Origin of the sequence: Flavobacterium sp. LAR06, from assembly GCF_041946075.1 — a bacterium.
GTDB lineage: Bacteria > Bacteroidota > Bacteroidia > Flavobacteriales > Flavobacteriaceae > Flavobacterium.
This window is the reverse complement of the sequence record NZ_JAUTYT010000002.1, coordinates 293,369-308,857: the sequence shown is the minus strand read 5'-3', so window position 1 is coordinate 308,857 and position 15,489 is coordinate 293,369. Positions and strand designations below refer to the sequence as shown.

The 15,489-nt window shown below is 35.8% G+C and carries 7 protein-coding genes; 6 read left to right on the top strand and 1 reads right to left on the bottom strand.

The features are described from left to right. Positions 1 to 196 precede the first annotated feature (196 nt). Complete coding sequence (locus Q7C23_RS04445) at positions 197 to 4,267, bottom strand: two-component regulator propeller domain-containing protein (RefSeq protein WP_375031372.1); 4,071 nt, start codon at positions 4,265 to 4,267, stop codon at positions 197 to 199. A 705-nt stretch (positions 4,268 to 4,972) separates the two neighbouring features. Between Q7C23_RS04445 and Q7C23_RS04440 the strand changes: the two genes are divergently transcribed. The 6 genes from Q7C23_RS04440 (at position 4,973) to Q7C23_RS04415 (ending at position 15,398) form a co-directional block, all read left to right on the top strand. Continuing rightward, complete coding sequence (locus Q7C23_RS04440; protein ID WP_375031371.1) at positions 4,973 to 7,915, top strand: SusC/RagA family TonB-linked outer membrane protein; 2,943 nt, start codon at positions 4,973 to 4,975, stop codon at positions 7,913 to 7,915. 10 nt (positions 7,916 to 7,925) lie between these two features. Further along, positions 7,926 to 9,533: a RagB/SusD family nutrient uptake outer membrane protein gene (locus tag Q7C23_RS04435; RefSeq protein ID WP_375031370.1), complete on the top strand. Its 1,608-nt coding sequence runs from the start codon at positions 7,926 to 7,928 to the stop codon at positions 9,531 to 9,533. A 31-nt stretch (positions 9,534 to 9,564) separates the two neighbouring features. Next, positions 9,565 to 10,632: a SusE domain-containing protein gene (locus Q7C23_RS04430; RefSeq protein WP_375031369.1), complete on the top strand. Its 1,068-nt coding sequence runs from the start codon at positions 9,565 to 9,567 to the stop codon at positions 10,630 to 10,632. A 109-nt stretch (positions 10,633 to 10,741) separates the two neighbouring features. Further along, positions 10,742 to 11,839, top strand: coding sequence for an arabinogalactan endo-beta-1,4-galactanase (locus Q7C23_RS04425; protein ID WP_375031368.1), 1,098 nt, complete (start codon positions 10,742 to 10,744; stop codon positions 11,837 to 11,839). 3 nt (positions 11,840 to 11,842) lie between these two features. Beyond that, positions 11,843 to 12,874: an arabinogalactan endo-beta-1,4-galactanase gene (locus Q7C23_RS04420; protein ID WP_375031367.1), complete on the top strand. Its 1,032-nt coding sequence runs from the start codon at positions 11,843 to 11,845 to the stop codon at positions 12,872 to 12,874. Positions 12,875 to 12,959: 85 nt separating this feature from the next. Further along, on the top strand, positions 12,960 to 15,398 hold the full coding sequence (locus tag Q7C23_RS04415) for a DUF4982 domain-containing protein (protein ID WP_375031366.1): 2,439 nt from the start codon (positions 12,960 to 12,962) through the stop codon (positions 15,396 to 15,398). The last annotated feature ends 91 nt before the right edge of the window (positions 15,399 to 15,489 follow it).

Sequence of the window (15,489 nt, the reverse complement as noted above, 5' to 3'; positions counted from 1 at the left end):
TCGCATTTATTGGGACTAATAGTTTAATTATTAAATATTTGGGTTGCTGAATAACCAGTGATATTGAATAAAGTACTTGTTGTCACAATCGTCCCGCTCCTGAATGTAGGAGACAGTAGCTATAAAAAAAATGGAACAAACAAAAAAAGCTTCAGATTTCTCAGAAGCTTTGTCTTACTATCGGGAAAAGCTCTAATTACGTAATATCTTTCTTCTGAATAATATTCAATTCCTTATTAAAAGAATTTCTATACTTTTTAATGTATTCTGAAGGTTTCATTCCAAACAATTTTACGAACTGTTGACGGAAATAGCGTTGATCTTCTATACCAACCTGAGGGCCGACCTGCGCGATATTAATATTTTCAGTAAGCATAATTACGGCGGCTCTGCGGATTCTGATCGATCTGATAAAAACATTTACGGTTTGTCCGGAAATTGCTTTAATCTTTTTATAAAGACTGGAATGACTCATACCCATTGCAGCAGAGAAACTCTTAAGGTTAAACTCGCTATTTTCGAGATTTGCCTCGACAATTTCAATACATTTATCCAGGAACTCTTTATATTCAGTAGGAACCTTATTTACATTTTCACGAAGTGTAATACTGTCTAGGAAATACTTGCGCAATTGCCCTCTGTTTCGAAGAACAGCATCTACACGTGCCAGAAGTATATCACTGTCAAAAGGTTTGGTAACATAATCGTCTGCACCTTCAGTAATGCTTTTTAAATGAATATCATTGCTCGTTGTAGCCGTAAGAAGTATTACCGGAATATGGCTTAAATCATCACTTTGTTTGATTTTTTTGCATAAATCCATACCGTTCATACCTTCCATAGAGATATCGCTTAGGACAATATCAGGCATATGTTTTTCGACAAGTTTCAGACCTTCAAGTCCGTTTGCTGCCGAATAAACAATATAGTTTTTGGAGAAAAGCTGAACCAGATAATGATTCATTTCGGGATTATCTTCCACAATCAGCAATACTTTTTTTGTACTGATTAATTCTACGGGAATATTTTCAGGAGCTGATGCTTGATTTCTGCTCGTAGATGTGTTTTGATTATCAGCAGGCATTCCTTCCAAAAGTTCACCTACAAGAGGCGACATTTCCGGATAATTTTCATTGATGCTCATTTCTGCAAAATGACTTTTTCCTTTAGGGAGTACAATAGTGAACGAAGTACCTTTTCCTAATTCGCTTTTGCATGATATTTCGCCATGATGTTTAGTTACAAAATATTTGGCAACATAAAGACCAATTCCAAAACCATTGCTGGCTTTAGACTGACCTTGCTTGAATTCTTCAAAAATAGTAGCAATATCATTCTCATGAATTCCGCTGCCGGTATCCGATATAATAATAGAAACATCAGCAGTATTCTCGACTAGCTGAATAATTATAGATCCTCTATTAGGAGTGAATTTGAACGCATTGGAGATTAAGTTAAACAGCGTAATCTCTATTTTTTCATAATCGCCATATATTTCAGCTGGAGTTTGTTCTTCAATAAACTGATAGTTTAAACTTTTAACCGCTGCCATTTGTGTAAAGCTGTCATAGATTTCACGGCATAAACTGTTTAAATTAATCTTAGAAATTTTGAGTTCATCAAGATCCGTTTCTGCTTTTCTAAACAACAGTAACTGATCGGTGAGGCTCAACAATCTCTTGGCATTTTTATAGGCAAGATTCAGGTCAAGATCATCTTCAGAACGGTTTTTTCTCTCAATAGCACTTTTTAGCGGATTTATAATCAAAGAAAGGGGAGTGCGCAATTCATGAGCCATATAAGTAAACATAGAAAACTGTTTTTCAGCATGTTCCTTGTCTTTTTTATGCTCCATACGGGCCAATTTTATTTCGTAGCGAAGCCTTTCCTTGTTTTTATGATATCCTACATAGGCATAAATGGCAGCGGCAGCAGCGATGAGATAAAAAGTATAGGCCCACCATGTTCTGTACCAGGGTGGAAGAATTTTTACCGTTGACAGCGTTACCTCATTGGTCCAATTTCCAAAAATATCGGTTGTTTTTACTTTAAAAACATAGGTTCCTTCAGTCAGCCTGGAATAATTTGCCCTGTTATTTTTTGAGGTATAGTTCCAGTCTTTGTCCCATCCTTCCAGAAAATACGCGGTATTAATTTTTTCGGAATTGACATAATCAAGATAAACAAAATCAAAACTCAATGCCGATTTTTCATAAGGAAGTTCGGCAGCGCTTATCATCTCAAGTTTTTTTTCTGTGATATATGGACTGTCCAGTTTTAAGGGTTGATTGTTTACCAGCAAATCATTTAATAAAAATTTGCCCGTATTTTTTTTGTCTTTTATATTGTCAGGATCAAAAACATTGAATCCGTTTATACCGCCAAAAATAAATTCTCCAGTAGAAAGTTTGGTACCTGCATTCCAGCTAAATTGATTGCCCTGAAGTCCATCAGAAACACCGAAATTTCTAAAAGTATTATTCTTAGGATTCAATCTTGAAATTCCATGATAGGTACTCATCCATAAATCCCCTTTTTTGTCTTCTAAAAGCCGAAGTATGGTATTGCTCGAAAGACCATTTTGTGTAGTATATTTTTTGAAAGTACCAGTTTTTGGGTTGAATAAAAGCAGACCACCCTCAACAGTACCAATCCAAAGATTTTTATTTTGATCTTCCGTTATGCATCTGATCGTATAATCGGAATGATAGTTTTTTACTTTTTTTGTTTTGGGTTCTATTTCAAAAAAAGAATTGAATGTTCCGCCCCAGATTTTGCCGTCTTTGGTTTCGTAAAGACAAGTAACATCTCGTAAAGTATTACTGTAGGAGATGAATTTATTTTGCTTTCTATCAAATTGATATAATGCTCCACCGTTAGTAACGGCAAGCCACAATGTTTTCTTTGAATCTATAAATAGCAGCCAGGATTCCTGTTCTGCTTTTTTAGTGATTTGATTGTAAATGGAGAAATTCTGAATTGCTTTTGAGTTAGGATCAATACGGCAGACTCCGCCTTTCCACATCGCTACCCAGATGGCATTATCAGAATCCCTGACGATGTTTGTAACAAAATTGCTCTGAATTTTTCTGCCAGCAGAGGATGTTGTGGAGTATACGTCGTAGGTATTTTGTTTTCTGTTCCAGTACCTCATTCCGGCGCCATCAGTGCCAATCCAGATGTTTTTCTTTTCATCTTCGCAGAAAGAAAGCATGAAGTTGGCGGCAGGATCTTCATCTTCTTTATTAGTCAGCGGATCTTTGCTTTTAAAATGATTAAAATAGAGCGGGTTTTTCCCCATCATGCTTACGCCGCCACGCAGGGTTCCGAACCACATTTCGCCGTTTTTGCTTTGGAAGATATCATACAAAGATTTACTGTTAAGCAATGAAACAGGGCCGTTAGCACGATAAAGAACAGGAACATTCTGATTTTTTGTAATGGTGTAAAGACCAGCTCCATCAGTGGCAATCCAGAGTCTGTTTTCTTGCTGAAAAAAATCACGTACAACCGTTTTTTCCGAAAAGTAATTTTTAGAATAAGTATTTAGATTGTGATTGTATAAGTAGGCGCCTTCGTCCGATCCAATCCAGAGTCCATCATTTGTCAACTTAATGCAATTGGCACCTGTAATGGTATTGTTGAGAAGTGTTAGTTTTTTTGACGTAATATCATATTGGCAAAGACCCGTTCCGGTTATAAAAACATAGAAGATTTGTTTTTTCGCATTATAAGCTATTGATCTTGCGATGTAATTTAATTTTCCGTTGAAAGGTATTGCTGTTCCAATTTTCTCACCTTCTTTATAAACTACGATCGCCTCTTTTGTAGCAACGAGAATGATGTGTAGAGAATGTACCGCAATTATTTCGTAGGCAGTAACGTTTAAGGGTCTGATTTTTTTGTTTGTATCATAATATTGCAACGGACTAAAAGAAGAGCGTTCGGCATTAAAAACCACTGGTCCCGCGGTTGTTCCTACCCACAAATTATTTTCAAAGTCACCTTCGATACAACTAATGGCATTTCCCTGAATAGAATTGGGATCAGTATGAATATGGCGGTAAATCTTAAAATCATTTCCATCATATCTGTTCAGTCCATCAAAAGTTCCAAACCACATATAACCGTTTTGATCCTGATAGATAGAGGCAACAGAATTGTTCGAAAGTCCTGATGAAATATCAAGATGTCTTATCGGGTAATTCTGTCCTGATGCATTTATGTGCAAAAGACTAATAACAAGAAAGAACATTAACTTATTCATAGAATTTTTTTTAAAAGCATACTGTTCTCTGATATACGAAAAATAAAAGGGATGCGATCTAAAAGCTGAATCAATTTTTAAGTGAATATATTTGAAATCTGATACTTTGCGAAATTAACACAATTATCATCTAATGTTCAAAAACACTACTGTTTTTTTTAGATTAACGACTGTTTCTGATTTCGTTATTTTTTGAATTTTCTTGTTTAAAAATTAAGATTTGAGACTTTGTAAGATTGTTTTTTTTGGGAATAAACCGATTAAAAACGACAGGCTGCCTGATTATTAAATCGATTATTTTAAAGGTAAATAATTCATGTTTTGATTTTTTTTAATCTAAAAAATTAAGGAATATGCTTTTATAAAGTGTCGTGTGTACACTTTTACGAAATTGTCCCCTTTTATAAATGATTTTTTCCCTGTCTTAATAAGTCGCTCTGTACTTAATTTGCAGAGTGCATTGATAAGCGATAACGTTTGAGTAATAGTGTATTATTTTTTTGTTCAGCGTAAGTCAATGAAAACAAACTAACCAATTATCTTAACCAAAAACAATTTAAACATGACCAACATTTCAATTAAAATTGACATAGGGGAAACCTTTTCTCATTGTAAAAGAAAGAGCAGACTAATATTCTTTCGATCATTTTGTAACCAACACTTATAGTAATAAACACTAACTTAAACCAACCCAATTTAAAAAGTATGAAAATAATTAAAACCAAATTTTTACTTTTATTACTCTTACTTCCTTTTTGTGTTTTTGCCCAGAACACAATTGGGGGAGTTGTCCTGGAAAAAGCGTCCGGACAGCCCATACCAGGAGTAAACATAAAAGTAGTAGGGGCAAACATTAGTGCTTCTACTGACTTCGATGGAAAATTTCAATTATCCGGAGTAAAAGCAAATAGTCAAATTACGTTTTCTTATACCGGTTATTCCACTCAAACGATTCCCGTTAGTACACAAAAAAACATAACAGTTTATCTTGAAGAAGATACCAATCTACTAAAAGAAGTAGTGGTTCAGGTCGGTTACGGAAGTGTTAAAAAGAAAGATGCAACAGGATCTGTTACTGCACTTACGACCAAAGACTTTAACAAAGGAAATAATATTACAACAGAAAATCTACTGAATGGTAGAGTAGCGGGTTTAACAGTAAATTCAACTGGTGCTCCGGGTTCTAGTTCTCAAATTAGAATTCGAGGAGGAAGTTCGCTTTTTGCAAGTAATGATCCTCTTATTGTTATCGACGGATTACCGCTTGATAATACTACCAATACAGGATCTTCTTCCTTTTTAGCCTCATTAAATCCTGCAACTGTAGAATCTATTACGGTTTTAAAAGATGCATCGGCTTCTGCGATTTATGGTTCGCGAGCTTCAAATGGTGTTATTATTATAACGACTAAAAAAGGAAGCAAAAGATTATCTGTAGATTATAATGTTCAATATGCAGCTGGTACATTAACTAAAACAGTTGACGTTTTTAGTGCAGATGAATTTAGAAGTGTTATTGCAGACAGAAGAAGCGATGATCTAAGTAAACTGGGAACTGCAAATACGGATTGGCAAAAAGCAATTTACAGAAACACCGGAACGGTAGATCAAAGTTTAGCTGTTAGAGGAAGTTTATTCGATCTCATTCCAACGAGCTTAACACTAGGAAATACAGATCAGCAAGGATTGCGTTTGACAAACACTTTCAAAAGAAACACGGTTGGTTTAGTAATGAATCCGGCGTTTCTTGACAATCATTTAAAATTAAGGCTTTCGGCCAATTATACAGACGAAAAAAACAGATTTACAGATGCTGTTGAAGGAGCTGCTATTGGTTTTGATCCAACTCAGCCAATAAAAGTGGAAGGCGCACCTTATGGAGGTTATTTTGAATATACTACCGGAATTGATGCCAACGGAAATTATCCATTAGTATCAACTGCAGCAAGAAATCCTGTTTCGCAATTATTGAATACCAATGATAGAGGAACGAATGACAGAATTTTTGGGAATTTTGAAATAGATTATAAATTTCATTTTTTACCTGCTTTAAGAGCTGTTGTAAATGTTGGTTATGATGAATCGAATGGAGAAAGAACAAGATTGGTTGGTGCTGATGCCGGTTCTGCTCCATCAAACAACAACGTTCCTTACGGGACAAATGAATATACAGAAGCAACCAGAAAAAATAAATTATTAGATACTTATTTAGTTTATAACAAGACTTTTAATGCATTGAATTTTGAAGCTACTGGTGGTTATTCGTATCAAAAATTTCAAAGTTCAAGATTTGAAACAGGTAATGTCTTAAACCCGGATTTGCCATCAACTTTTCCTGAAACCACTCTGGATACAGATGTTGTTTTAATAGGATTCTTTGCCAGAACAAATCTAAATTTTAGAGATAAGTACTTATTAACGATGTCTTACAGACGAGATGGTTCATCAAGATTTGAAGAAGCCAATCGTTGGGGGAATTTTCCATCAGCAGCCTTTGCATGGAAAATCAAAGAAGATTTCTTTAAAGACAGCAGTACATTATCTGACTTAAAATTAAGATTAAGCTGGGGTATAACAGGACAACAGGACATTCCTGAGCCAAACGGATACCTGCAAAAATACCAGGTTGGCGGAGGAAATTCTGAATACTACTTCGGCGAAAGCCCGGTTCCGGTTGCACTTCCTTCAAAAAGAACAAACAATTTGAAATGGGAAGAAACAACATCCTATAACGCAGGTCTTGATTTTGGCTTTTTAGACAATCGCTTATCTGCCGGACTTGATGTTTATTATAAAGAATCTAAAGATTTATTAGTAAACGCAGCAATATCTGATGGTAGTAATTTCTCTAATCGTGTGTATCAAAACGTAGGTAGCTTTACCACAAAAGGTGTCGAGTTTACGATTAATGCGAATGCAGTTAAAACAGAAAATTTTAACTGGAACATGAATTTTAATATGGCCAAATTCGAAAGAAGAATTAAAAATCTGGTTAACGGAACCGATATCTTTTTAGGAGACAATATTGCAGGAACAGGAACTCCGGGACAAATTTTCAGAGAGGGTTACACTCCTTATTCTTATTATGTATACAAACAATTATACAATAACGAAGGAAAACCAATTGAAGGCGCTTTTGCAGATTTAAATGGCGATAACATCAAAAACGATTCAGATAAATACATTTATAATAATCCTGATCCGGATTTTACTTTAGGATTTGCATCTAACATGAATTATAAGAAATTCGATTTTTCGTTCAATTTAAGAGCAAGTGTTGGTAACCGAATTTTTAATGCCGTAGACGCCAGCAGGGCGCAATATGATGCTATGGAAAACGGAGGAGTTTTAAGTAATATTCCATCTCAGGTAACAGAAACTAATTTTCAGACTACCTCAAATGTTGTCTTGTCAGATCTTTATATAGAGAATGCCTCTTTCTTAAAAATGGACAATATTACATTAGGATACACTTTGAATAACTGGGTAAACAGCAAAGCGTCATTAAGAGTATCAACTGGAGTTCAGAACGTTTTTGTAATTACAAAATACAGTGGTTTAGACCCTGAAATTACAAATAACGGTGTAGACAAAACGATTTATCCAAGACAACGATCAATCTTATTTGGTCTTAATCTTAAATTTTAATAGCGAAAAGATGAAAAAATATATTTTAATAACAATTTTAGCATTGACTACCGTTTTTCATTCTTGTACTGATGACTTAAACGTAGTCTCTGAAGATGACGACGTTCTCTCTTCTGATGTATTATTTTCTACACCTGACGGATACAAAAAAGCATTTGCAGGAGTATACGGAAATCTAACTTTAACGGGAGTATTGGGTCCTGATAATTCATCGCTTGAAGGTGTAGATGCAGGAACAAGCCAGTTTACAAGATGTTTATTGTACTTGCAGGAATTAACTACGGACGAATTGGTTTGGAGTTATGAAAATGACGGAGGAACGGCAGAATTGCAACGTAATATCTGGACAGCCGCAAACCCTGTTATTTTAGGAATGTTTAGCAGAACGATGGTTTCTGTTTCTTATGCAAACGAGTTTTTACGTCAGAGTACACCGGAAAAACTAAGTTCAAGAGGCATTACGAATACTGCAACTTTGGCTGATATAGCACTTTACCGCCAGGAAGTTCGCGTTTTAAGAGCATATGCTTATTATAACATGATGGATTTATTTGGAAAAGCACCAATGTATACTGAAAATGATCCTATAAACTTTAATGGACCTGAATTTAACAGAAAACAATTATTTGATTTTGTCGAAGCGGAACTTAAAGCTGTTTTACCAGATTTAAAAGCAGCGAGAACAAATGAATACGGACGTTTAGATCAATCTATGGCACGTATGATTTTGGCAAAAATGTATTTGAATGCTCAGGTATACATTCAGGCGGATCGTTTTGATGATTGTATTACGATGTGTAATGAAGTCATTGCAGGCGGTTATACTTTAAAACCAAAATACCTGGACAACTTTAAAGCAGATAACAATACTTCTGAAGAAATCATTTTCGGAATCCAGTCAGATGGAGCAGTTTCTCAAAACTGGGGAGCAACAACTGTTTTAACAAACGGACAAATTGGTGCCTGGGAAAACAACGGTGCCGATTTTGGAATTGGCGGCTGGACAGGAGCACTTAGAATCAGAAAAGAATTTGCTCAAAAATTTGACGGAACAAAATTCAGTCAGGATACCAGAAATACGATAGGAAAAGGCGTTCAGGGCGATCCTGCAAAACAAAGATCTATTGATATTGAGGATATTGGAGTAAAAACCCAAGGCTATATTCTATCTAAATTTTCTAATAAAACTTCTACAGGAGTTAACGGAATAAGTTCTACATATGCTGATACTGATTTTCCATTATTCAGATTAGCCGATGTGTACTTAATGTATGCAGAAGCGACTTTAAGAGGCGGGAACGGAACAACTACTCAGGCATTAAATTATGTAAATGCTTTAAGACAAAGAGCGAATAGTAATTCGACTGTTGGAAACATTGCTTTAAGCGAATTAACGCTTGATTTTTTAATTGATGAAAGAGCACGCGAATTACACTGGGAAGCACACCGAAGACAAGATTTAATTCGTTTTGGAAAATATACCGGAGGATCTTACAATTGGGCGTGGAAAGGAAACTCTTCAAAAGGAATCTCTATTCCTTCTTATATGAGCGTTTTCCCTATTCCGGAAGGATCATTGGGAGCCAATAGAAATTTGACTCAAAACACGGGTTACTAAAACTTTTTTTTAAACATAAACGATACAAAAAATGAAACACATATATAAAATTTTTATAGCTATTGCTTTAGTTACAGGACTTTGGTCTTGTGAAAACGAAACAGATTTGATGATCTTAGAGCCTCAGGAAGCGGCTTTTGCAATCATTACACCTGATAATGGTTCATCGACTATTTTAAATAAAGACACACCAAACAATACTGCCCTGACTTTTACTTGGGAAAAAGTGAGTTACGGAACACCTACAATTGTTACCTATACCGTACAGTTTGCAGCAAGTAATACTGAATTTGCAGCGCCGATAGATATTACAACTTCTACAAGTACACATGCATCTATTACAGTGGCAGAGCTTAATGCAAAAGCACTTGAGCTTGGTCTTACACCTGATGTTGAAGGAACAATCGATGTTAGAATTAAATCAACAGTTGGAACAACACTTTCAGAGCCAAAACTTTCTACGCCAATTACGATTGCATTAACTCCTTACAGAGGTGTATTCCCTAAAATTGATTTGTTCTTAGTAGGACCTGGAACTGCTGCAGGATGGAGCGTAACAAGCAATAACATGCCAATTTACAGAGATACAAAGGAAAACGCTAAGTTTTATTATACCGGATATTTTAATAAAGATGGTTTTAAATTAATTGAGCAAATTGGTTTCTGGGCTCCTGCTTACGGAACAAATGGTGCCAAAGTACAATACAGAGCAACAGAAAGCGATCCTGATCCGGGTGTTTTCCCAACGACAGCTTCAGGTTATTATAGTTTTGAAATTAATCTTGAAGAACTAAGCTACAAAATAGAGCCTTATACAGGACCAATGACAACCTATGCAACAATTACCATGACTGGTTCTGTATTGACAGGAGATGACGCAGGTTGGAGTATGGATGTTCCTTTAGTGAAATCTGATTTTGATGCTCACATCTGGAAAGTTACTCAAACTTTAAAAGCCGGAAAAATGAAATTTAGAGCTAATAATGCCTGGGATGTAAGCTGGGGAGATAATGGCGGAGATATTATCGTTGAGGCTGGAAAATATGAAATCTGGTTCAATGATATAGATGGACGTTACATGTTTATAGCAACTCCATAAGTTGAATTAAAAAAGAAGAGAAGCCTCATAAGCTTATTTTGAGGCTTCTTCTTTACATTAAAATGAACTTACTTTTAAAGTCAAAACTCTACTAATTATAACTCATACCATGAGAAAATATATAAAAATTCTTGGGTTACTTGCGATCACTGCGGTTCAATTTTCGTGCTCCAGTAATGATGCTGCAGACACAGAAACGGTGAATCCGCCAGATGCAACTGATACTTTTATCAGGGCATCAGATGTTTCTTTTCTTCCTCAAATAGAATCTTTGGGAACTAAATTTTACAGCAATGGCAAAGCCGAACCAATGCTTACAACACTAAAAAATGCAGGTTGTAATACAGTGCGAATTCGTTTATGGAAAAATCCAGTAAATGGGCGTTCTGGTTTAAGTGAAGTAAAACAATTGGCTCAAAAAGCAAGACAAGCCGGTTTAAGAGTGTGGCTTACCGTTCACTATTCGGATAATTGGGCCGATCCGGGAACACAGACGATTCCCGAAGAATGGAAAAAATTGTCTTTTGCTGATTTAAAAACAACAGTTGCTGATTATACCGCTACAATAATTACAGAAATCAAGCCTGATATTATTCAGATTGGTAATGAAATCAATAGCGGTTTATTATGGCCACAAGGAAATTTAATCAGTAACGAACAACAATGTATCGCTTTATTAAGTGCTGCAAGCGCAACAGTTCGCAGTAAAGCACCAAGCACGAAAATAATGATTCATTATGCAGGTGTAGACGGCGGTGCAACTGATTGGTTTTTTACCAAAATGAAAAGCATTGATTATGATTATATTGGACTATCATACTATCCTGTCTGGCACGGTAAAGATTTAACAGTAGTAAAAAATACCATTGATGCTTTAGGAAAGAAATTCAGTAAAAAAGTGCTGATAGCAGAAACCGCTTATCCTTTTACCCTATTGTACAATGATCAGACGAATAATATTGTAGGAACAAATGATCAATTGGTGCCTGGATATCCGGCAACGCCAACAGGACAAAGAACTTTTGTTATGGATCTTAAAAACATCGTAAAAACATCAGAATTTGGACAAGGATTTGCGTATTGGGGCGGAGAATGGGTTGCTTTTAAAGGACCACAATCTGCAAGTGGTTCTACCTTCGAAAATCAGGCTTTATATAGTTTTGATAACAATGCCTTATCGGTAATGCAAGCCTTCAGTAAAGACTAAGACATGAAAAAATCACTTAAAATTATATCTTTTTTGATGATGACTGCTGCTTTATTTACTTCCTGTAAATCAAAAATGGCAAGCGAAAAATATTCTTTTTCAAAAGGAGCAGATGTAGGCTGGCTGCTACAAATGGAAGCAACAGGCTATAAATTTTATGATGCAGACGGTTCTGAAAAAGATTGTCTGCAATTATTAAAAGACCGCGGAATAAACACCATTCGTTTGCGCGTTTGGGTAAATCCCAATGATGATAAAGCCAGCGGACACTGCAGTCCCCAAGAAACAGTTGTCATGGCGGTTCGCGCGCAAAAAATGGGAATGCGAATCATGATCGATTTTCATTACAGTGATTCCTGGGCAGATCCCGGGAAACAAAACAAACCTGCAGCATGGGCAAAACATTCTTTTCCGGAATTGTTAACCGATGTTTACCAACATACTTATGATGTTTTACAACTATTGAAAAAAGCAGGAGTAACGCCCGAATGGGTTCAGGTTGGAAATGAAATTCCAAGCGGCATGCTTTGGCCGGAAGGACATACTGACAATTTTAGGCAGTTGGCAAAATTACTTGATAAAGGATACGAAGCAACAAAAGCCATCGACCCCAAAATTAAAGTAATTGTTCATTTAGACGAAGGAAATAAAAGCGAAAAATTCAGATGGTTTTTTGATAAAGCCACTGAAAATAAAGTGAAATATGATGTAATTGGTTTGTCGTATTATCCGTACTGGATCAAAACCGATTATCAAAGCACCATTTTAGATTTAGAAAATAATCTGAAAGACATGGCCACCCGCTATAACAAAGAAGTGATGGTAGTCGAAGTTGGTGGTGATTATACATTAGAACAAAACACCAAAGAAATGCTTGAAGCCACTATAAAAGCCGTAAAAAGTGTACCTGATAACAAAGGTTTAGGTGTCATTTATTGGGAACCACAAGGCGAAAAAAGTTGGAGCCATTATCAGTTAAATGCTTGGCTTCCTGATGGAAAACCGTCACCGGCATTGGATGCTTTCAAAAATTAAATAAACAATTAAATTTTACCATTAAGAAATTAAGTCATTTAAACTTTAGAGCTTAATTTCTTAATGGTAAGAGAACAAAACGAAAATGAAATTAATTTTTAAATCAATAGTATTCTTATTTCTACTAGTTTTTTCATCTGGAAAAATGAGGTCACAATCCACTACTGTTACTTTAAAAGATAACTGGCGTTTTTCTAAAGAAGTGAAAGAAGAAGCATCTTCAGTAAATTTCGATGCTTCCAAATGGGAAAAAGTGAGTGTACCGCACGATTGGGCTATTTACGGACCGTTTGATAAAGAATGGGATAAACAAGTGGCGGCAATTGAACAAAACGGAGAAAAAGTTCCTACCGAAAAAACAGGTCGTACCGGTGCGCTTCCGCATATTGGTATAGGCTGGTATCGTAACACATTTTCTATTCCCGAGTTTAAAAAGGGAAAGAAGGCAATTCTTATTTTTGAGGGTGCAATGAGCGAACCTCAGGTTTATTTAAACGGAAAAAAAGTTGGAGAATGGGGTTATGGATACAGCTATTTTTATATCGATATTACCAATGATCTCCTTGCTGGTTCAGAAAATGTATTGGCTGTAAAATTGACTAATATGCCGTTTTCATCAAGATGGTATCCCGGAGCTGGTTTATACAGAAAAGTGAGTATTGTAGTAAAAGAAGAAGAAAACTTTGTACAATGGGGAACGTTTATTACAACTCCGGAAATCAAAGAAAATACCGCTGTTGTTGATCTTAAAGCTGAGGTTAACAGTAGTAATGTATCAATGATAACCGAAATAAAAGATGCAGATAATACTATTGTAGCAACACAGAAAAATACAGAAATAAAAGATGGAAAATTTCATCAAACTATTGCTGTTGCGAAACCTCATTTATGGAGTCCTGAAACGCCCTATTTGTATACAGCAGTAACCAAATTATACGCAGCTGACGGAACCCTAAAAGACGAACAAAACATAAAATTTGGTATCAGATCAATTAAGTATGAACCTCATGTTGGTTTTAGCCTTAACGGAAAAGTGACAAAATTTAAAGGCGTTTGTCTTCATCATGACCTTGGACCGCTTGGTGCTGCAATAAACAAAGCAGCGCTTAGAAGGCAACTCACCATTCTAAAAGATATGGGATGTAATGCAATCAGAAGTTCTCATAATATGCCTTCTTTTGAACAGCTTGAATTGGCTGATGAAATGGGATTTATGTTTCTTGCTGAAAGTTTTGATGAATGGGCAAAGCCAAAAGTACAAAATGGTTACCATCGCTTTTTTGAAGAATATGCAGAAAAAGACATTGTAAATTTAGTGAGAGCCACACGAAATCATCCTTGTATTGTTATGTGGAGTTCAGGAAACGAAGTTCCGGATCAATATGGAGCTGAAGGTTTGACCAGAGCTAAATTTTTACAGGATGTTTTTCATAGAGAAGATCCTACGCGTCCGGTAACAGTAGGAATGGATCAGGTAAAACAGACCATGGCCTCAGGTTTTGGATCTTTATTAGATGTACCTGGGCTGAATTACAGAGTGCATCTTTATGAAGAAGCTTATAAATCATTTCCGCAAGGATTTATATTAGGTTCAGAAACAGCGTCAACAGTAAGTTCAAGAGGAATTTATAAATTTCCTGTTGTACAGCAAAAAGAAAAACAATACGATGATTTTCAAAGTTCATCTTATGATCTTGAAGCTTGCAGCTGGTCAAATGTCCCTGATGAAGATTTTGTGCTTCAGGATGACAAACCGTGGGTTATTGGCGAATTTGTATGGACTGGTTTTGATTATTTAGGAGAGCCGACACCTTATGATGAAAAATGGCCGTCAAGAAGTTCCTATTTTGGAATTTCAGATTTAGCAGGACTTCCAAAAGACCGTTTTTATCTTTATAGAAGCAGATGGAATAAGGAGGATAAAACACTTCATATATTACCACATTGGAACTGGAAAGGAAGAGAAGGAGAGATTACGCCCGTTTTTGTTTACACCAATTATGCCAGTGCAGAACTTTTCATAAACGGAAAAAGTATGGGCATTCAGAAAAAAAACAATTCTACTCCACAAAACCGTTATCGCTTAATGTGGATGGATGTGAAATATGAGCCAGGAACGGTAAAAGTAGTAGCATTTGATTCAAACGGGAAAATAGCTGCCGAAAGTGAAGTTAAAACTGCGGGAAATCCCTATAAAATTGTTCTTGAAGCTGATAGAAAAATTATCAAGGCCGATGGCGAGGATATCTCTTTCGTAACGGTTTCAGTTGTAGATAAAAATGGAATTCCATGTCCAACAGCAGTGAATGAATTACAATTTAAGGTAACCGGAGCAGCAACGTACAGAGCCGCTTGTAACGGCGATGCAACTTCGCTGGAAATATTTCATGAAAACAAAATGAAGCTTTTCAGCGGTAAATTGGTGGTTCTGGTTAAAGCAGTCAAAACTGCAGGCTCCATCCAATTGGAAGTAACGGGTAAAGGACTTCAGAAAGGTAAAATAGATTTGAAGTCGGAGTTGTAATAATTGGATTGATTGAAACAGTATTTTATGAAGAAATGCTCAAATGTTTAAAAGACTTTTGGGCATTTCTTTATTTTTTAAAAATTGTAAA

Bases quoted from the DNA above. Each gene is read 5' to 3' on its own strand.
- Q7C23_RS04445 (WP_375031372.1), bottom strand. From the start codon at position 4,267: ATGAATAAGTTAATGTTCTTTCTTGTTATTAGTCTTTTGCACATAAAT.
- Q7C23_RS04420 (WP_375031367.1), top strand. From the start codon at position 11,843: ATGAAAAAATCACTTAAAATTATATCTTTTTTGATGATGACTGCTGCT.
- Q7C23_RS04425 (WP_375031368.1), top strand. From the start codon at position 10,742: ATGAGAAAATATATAAAAATTCTTGGGTTACTTGCGATCACTGCGGTT.
- Q7C23_RS04430 (WP_375031369.1), top strand. From the start codon at position 9,565: ATGAAACACATATATAAAATTTTTATAGCTATTGCTTTAGTTACAGGA.
- Q7C23_RS04435 (WP_375031370.1), top strand. From the start codon at position 7,926: ATGAAAAAATATATTTTAATAACAATTTTAGCATTGACTACCGTTTTT.
- Q7C23_RS04415 (WP_375031366.1), top strand. From the start codon at position 12,960: ATGAAATTAATTTTTAAATCAATAGTATTCTTATTTCTACTAGTTTTT.
- Q7C23_RS04440 (WP_375031371.1), top strand. From the start codon at position 4,973: ATGAAAATAATTAAAACCAAATTTTTACTTTTATTACTCTTACTTCCT.